Origin of the sequence: Phycicoccus elongatus Lp2, from assembly GCF_000367525.1 — a bacterium.
GTDB classification, from domain to species: Bacteria; Actinomycetota; Actinomycetes; order Actinomycetales; family Dermatophilaceae; genus Phycicoccus_A; species Phycicoccus_A elongatus.
Window position 1 is genome coordinate 128,981 of the sequence record NZ_HF570956.1, and the last position, 4,241, is coordinate 133,221.

Annotated in this window: 6 protein-coding genes; 4 read left to right on the forward strand and 2 right to left on the reverse strand. The window is 71.9% G+C overall.

Going from position 1 to position 4,241, the window contains the following annotated elements:
• Positions 1-81 precede the first annotated feature (81 nt).
• On the reverse strand, positions 82-564 hold the full coding sequence (locus BN10_RS00640) for a DUF3995 domain-containing protein (protein ID WP_084310849.1): 483 nt from the start codon (positions 562-564) through the stop codon (positions 82-84).
• Between BN10_RS00640 and BN10_RS00645 the strand changes: the two genes are divergently transcribed.
• Both BN10_RS00645 and BN10_RS00650 read left to right on the forward strand, forming a co-directional pair.
• Positions 557-1,417 (forward strand): uracil-DNA glycosylase, encoded by an 861-nt coding sequence (locus BN10_RS00645; RefSeq protein WP_010849197.1) that lies wholly within the window; start codon positions 557-559, stop codon positions 1,415-1,417. The genes BN10_RS00640 and BN10_RS00645 overlap by 8 nt on opposite strands.
• Positions 1,414-2,001, forward strand: coding sequence for a GNAT family N-acetyltransferase (locus BN10_RS00650; protein ID WP_010849198.1), 588 nt, complete (start codon positions 1,414-1,416; stop codon positions 1,999-2,001). The genes BN10_RS00645 and BN10_RS00650 overlap by 4 nt, the downstream gene beginning before the upstream one ends.
• Here BN10_RS00650 and BN10_RS00655 read toward each other — a convergent pair.
• Positions 1,968-2,876 (reverse strand): hypothetical protein, encoded by a 909-nt coding sequence (locus BN10_RS00655; protein WP_010849199.1) that lies wholly within the window; start codon positions 2,874-2,876, stop codon positions 1,968-1,970. The two genes, BN10_RS00650 and BN10_RS00655, sit on opposite strands and share 34 nt — an antisense overlap.
• Positions 2,877-2,975: 99 nt before the next feature.
• Between BN10_RS00655 and BN10_RS00660 the strand changes: the two genes are divergently transcribed.
• On the forward strand, positions 2,976-3,707 hold the full coding sequence (locus BN10_RS00660; RefSeq protein ID WP_010849200.1) for a PIG-L deacetylase family protein: 732 nt from the start codon (positions 2,976-2,978) through the stop codon (positions 3,705-3,707).
• A gap of 25 nt (positions 3,708-3,732) precedes the next feature.
• A partial coding sequence (locus BN10_RS00665; RefSeq protein WP_040750452.1) for an alcohol dehydrogenase catalytic domain-containing protein occupies positions 3,733-4,241 on the forward strand: 509 nt, incomplete at its 3' end.

Here is a 4,241-nt window from a genome sequence, read left to right on the forward strand (position 1 = left end):
CGCCCTCGCGCCCCCGCCACCGGCGCGCCGGGCGACCAAGCCCACGCGCGGCTCCCAGGAACGGCGCCTGAGCGCAAAGCGTCAGCGCGCTGAGACCAAGGCTTCCCGCTCACGCCCCGCACCCGACGCCTGACGGGGCTCGGCGCCGCGCACCGGGCGCCGAGGCGTCGACCGACCGAGACCGAGAAGGAGCAGGACGCCCCACATGGCGAAGAGCGGGTCCCAGAGCAGCGCGTGACCGGTCAGCGAGGCCGGGTCGCTCGGGTCACCCAGCACGCCGGTGAGCGCCACGAGGCCGACGGCCGTGAGGACGACCCCGTAGATCGCGAGGACCAGGCCGGCAAAGATCGACAGCCGGCGGGCGATGCCTCCGGCGAACCCGATCCACCGGCGCGAGATCACCGGTCCCCAGGCGACGGCGCCCTTGACCGCCGCGACCGCGAGCAGGCCGAGCGCCACGCCCCACCCGCCATCGTCGAGACGGTCCCCGGTCTGGCCGAGCGTGTCGACGAGCCAGGTCCCCCCGAGCGCCCAGTGCAGACTGAACCCACCGGCGATGGACAGGACCTACGGTGGGTCGGTGTCCACGCGCGACCCCCATCCCGTCACAGGTGAGCTGTTCGACTCCCCCGTGCTCCCGGGCACGGGGTGGCCGGGCGACCCGGCATCGCCGGACACCCCGGTCGCGCGAACCTCGGGGCAGGTGCGCCGCCTCGCCGCTTCGGCCGTCGACCTGGCCGAGCTCCAGGCCCGAATCTCGGTGTGCCGAGCCTGTCCCCGCCTGGTGGCCTGGCGTGAGAGCGTCGCTCGCGAGGGCCGGCGTGCGTCCTTCGCCGACCAGCCCTACTGGGGCCGCCCCGGTCCCTCCTTCGGTGACCCGATGGCCGAGATCCTCATCGTCGGGCTGGCGCCCGCAGCCAATGGCACCAATCGCACGGGGCGTATGTTCACCGGCGACTCCTCGGGTGATTTCCTGTATGCCGCGCTGCACCGCACCGGTTTCGCCAACCAGCCGACCTCGATCGGCGCGGGAGATGGCCTGCGCCTCAACGGGATCCGCATCGTCGCGACCGTGCGATGCGCCCCGCCCGCCAACGCGCCGACCGCCCAGGAGAAGGCGAGCTGCCTGCCCTGGCTCCGTCGCGACCTCGAGCTGTCACCCCAGGTCCACACGATCATGACGCTCGGCGGCATCGGCTGGGACGGCGTCCTCGGGGCCGCCAGGGCGCTCGACTGGGCTGTGCCGCAACCGAAGCCGAAGTTTGCGCACGCGCAGGAGGTCGAGCTCGTCCGTCCCGACGGGGTGGCCGTGCGCCTCGTCGGCTGCTACCACGTGAGCCCCCACAACACCTTCACCAAGCGACTGACCCCCGCGATGCTCGACGAGGTCCTGCAGTCGCTACGGTCCCGTCCATGATCACCCTCGTCGAGCCCCACCCTCGCTTCCAGCGGTCCTACCTGTGCGCGCTCGAGGAGTTCGCCGGTGAGCACCGCGACGGCGACGGCGAGCTCGTCCTCCCTGCCGATGACGGCTTCGGCGGGGTCTCCTTCACCCGGGACTCCCTCGAGGACCCGACCGAGTTCGCGGCGCTCTGCGCCTTTCGCATCGGCGATGCCCGCCCGTCCAGCCCACGGCCTGCGGGGTGGGTGCCGTGCACCTTCTTGTGGATCGCCGACGCGGCTGCGCCCGACACCTATCTCGGGTCGATCTCGCTGCGGCACGAGCTCAACGACTTCCTGCGCGAGGTGGGCGGGCACATCGGGTACTCGGTGCGGCCCAGCGCCCGCCGGCGTGGCATCGCGAGAGAGGCCCTGCGCCTCATGCTCCCGGTGGCCCGAGACCTCGGGCTCCCCGAGGTCCTCGTCACCTGTGACGACACCAATGTCGGGTCCGCCGCCGTCATCGAGGCCAACGGCGGGGTGCTCGAGGACACCCGACTCGGACCAGGTGGCGTCCTCAAGCGGCGCTACTGGGTGCCGACCTCGCCGGCCTTCGACTGAGGAGCGAGGACGCCCTCGGGGTCGGGGCGCAGTCCCTCGTCCTCCCCCCACAGCTCGGCTGTCTGCACGGCCCAGAAGACCGCGAACGCCGCGATGACGACCACCTCGAGCCAGAACGTCCCGTGCCGCCAGTGCCCGAGCCAGGTCACGAGACCGAGGGTGACGACGAGCGCCACGGTGAGGGCGGCGATCGCGAGGTAGCGGTTGGCCAGCTCGGCGCGGCCCATCTCACGGCCCTTCTGGGCGGCCTCGGTGCGGGCATAGGACACCGCGTTGACGACCATGACGGCGACGAGCACGAGGAAGAGCGGGATGGCCGCGAGATAGTGCGCCCACCGGTCGAAGAACTCCCGCGCCCACAGGAACAACGCAATCCCCGCCAGCACCAGGGCGATGGTCACCAGCAGACCGATGAGGTCGGCGCGCGAGAGCCGGCCGCGCCCCTCGCGACGCGCCACCCACCAGGCGACCGCGACGGCGACCAGCCCGGCGAGCAGGAACGCCCCGACATTGTTGAAGATGTTCGCCCGACCGTCGGCGGAGGCCGCCCACGGGGTCGACTGGCACTCCTTGGGATCGAGGATCGGCACGAAGGCGACGATCGGCGCGAGGGCCCCCGCGACGTTGAGCAGCACGTCCTCGACCGGCGTGTTGCCCTTGAGGACGATGAGGCAGGTGCCGATCGCGACGAGCGCACCGACGAAGATACCGCGCACCGGAGTCCAGTAGTAGGAGCTGATCGACGTCCGCCAGCACCCGAACCCCGTCTGCTGCAGCTCGATGAGCACCGAGGCAGCGAGGAGCACGACGAGCCCGACCATGACCAGGCGCAGGTAGCGATAGCTCTTGAGGACGTACGGGTTGTCCGGACTCATCGCTCTCTCACCTCTCACTCTTGGGGAGTATGCCGCGCCGGCCCGCCTCCCGCGTGGGACACGTGCCCGGCGGCCGGACGCGGTGCCTAGGCTGAGGAGGTGGCCCAACCCCGTCCTGATACCGAGATCGAACGCATCCTCGTCGTCGCCGCCCACCCTGACGACGCCGACTTCGGCCTCGCCGGGACGATGGCGACCTGGGTGGACGCGGGCATCGAGGTCACCCTGCTCTGCGTCACGCACGGCGAGCAGGGCGCCCGGCCGGACACCGACATCACGACGATCCCGGCCCTGCGGGAGGCCGAGCAAGAGGCGGCGTGCGCGGCATACGGCGTGAGCGACGTGCGTTGGCTGGCGGGTTTCCGCGACGGCTGGGTGGAACCGACCTTCGAGCTGCAGCGCGAGATCGTGCGGGTGATTCGCGCGGTGCGGCCGCAGCGGGTGGTCTGCCAGAGCCCGGAGCGCAACTACGACCGCCTCCAGGCGAGCCATCCCGACCACCTGGCGGCCGGTGAGGCGACGGTGCGCGCCTGCTACCCCGCGGCCGAGAACCCCTTCGCCTGGCCCGAGCTGCACTCCGAGGAGGGGCTGCCCTTCTGGCACGTCGGCGAGATCTGGCTCATGGCCCACCCCGCCCCGGACCACGTCGTCGACATCACCGACACCTTCGCCCGCAAGGTGGCGGCGCTGCAGGCCCACGCCTCGCAGACGGCCCACCGGGGCGAGGAGCTCCAGGCCTTCCTTCGGCGGATGACCGGGCTGATGGCGCAACGGATGGGCCTGCCCGAGGGCCGGTTGGGCGAGGCCTTCAAGGTCATCCCACTCAACTGACCCTGCGATCGGGCAAGATCGAGGCATGGCACACGCACTGGTCGTCACCCGTCACGGAGGGCGCGACGTCCTCGAGGTGCAGCCGCAGAAGCGGCCCACCCCGGGCGAGGGCGAGGTCCTCGTCGAGGTCGCCGCGAGCGGGGTGAACTTCATCGACGTCTACCAACGCGAGGGCGTCTATCCCCTGGCGACGCCGTTCACCCTCGGCATGGAGGGTGCAGGCCGGGTCCTCGAGACTGGCCCTGGGGTGGAGGACGTCGCCGTGGGCGACATCGTCGCCTGGGCCATGACGACAGGCTCGGCCGCCTCGTATGCCGTGCTGCCGGCTCGCGTCGTCGTCCCCGTGCCCGAGGGGGTCGACCCCGTGGCGGCCGCTGCCGCGATGCTCCAGGGGATGACCGCGCAGTTCCTCACGACCGACACCTATCCCGTGCGACCGGGCACCGTCGCCCTCGTGCACGCCGCGGCCGGCGGGGTCGGCCAGCTCCTCGTCCAGATGCTCAAGGCCAAGGGCGCGACCGTGGTCGCGACGGC

Coding starts and splice junctions, on each gene's coding strand:
- BN10_RS00650 (WP_010849198.1), top strand. CDS start 1,414: ATGATCACCCTCGTCGAGCCCCACCCTCGCTTCCAGCGGTCCTACCTG.
- BN10_RS00645 (WP_010849197.1), top strand. CDS start 557: ATGGACAGGACCTACGGTGGGTCGGTGTCCACGCGCGACCCCCATCCC.
- BN10_RS00655 (WP_010849199.1), bottom strand. CDS start 2,876: ATGAGTCCGGACAACCCGTACGTCCTCAAGAGCTATCGCTACCTGCGC.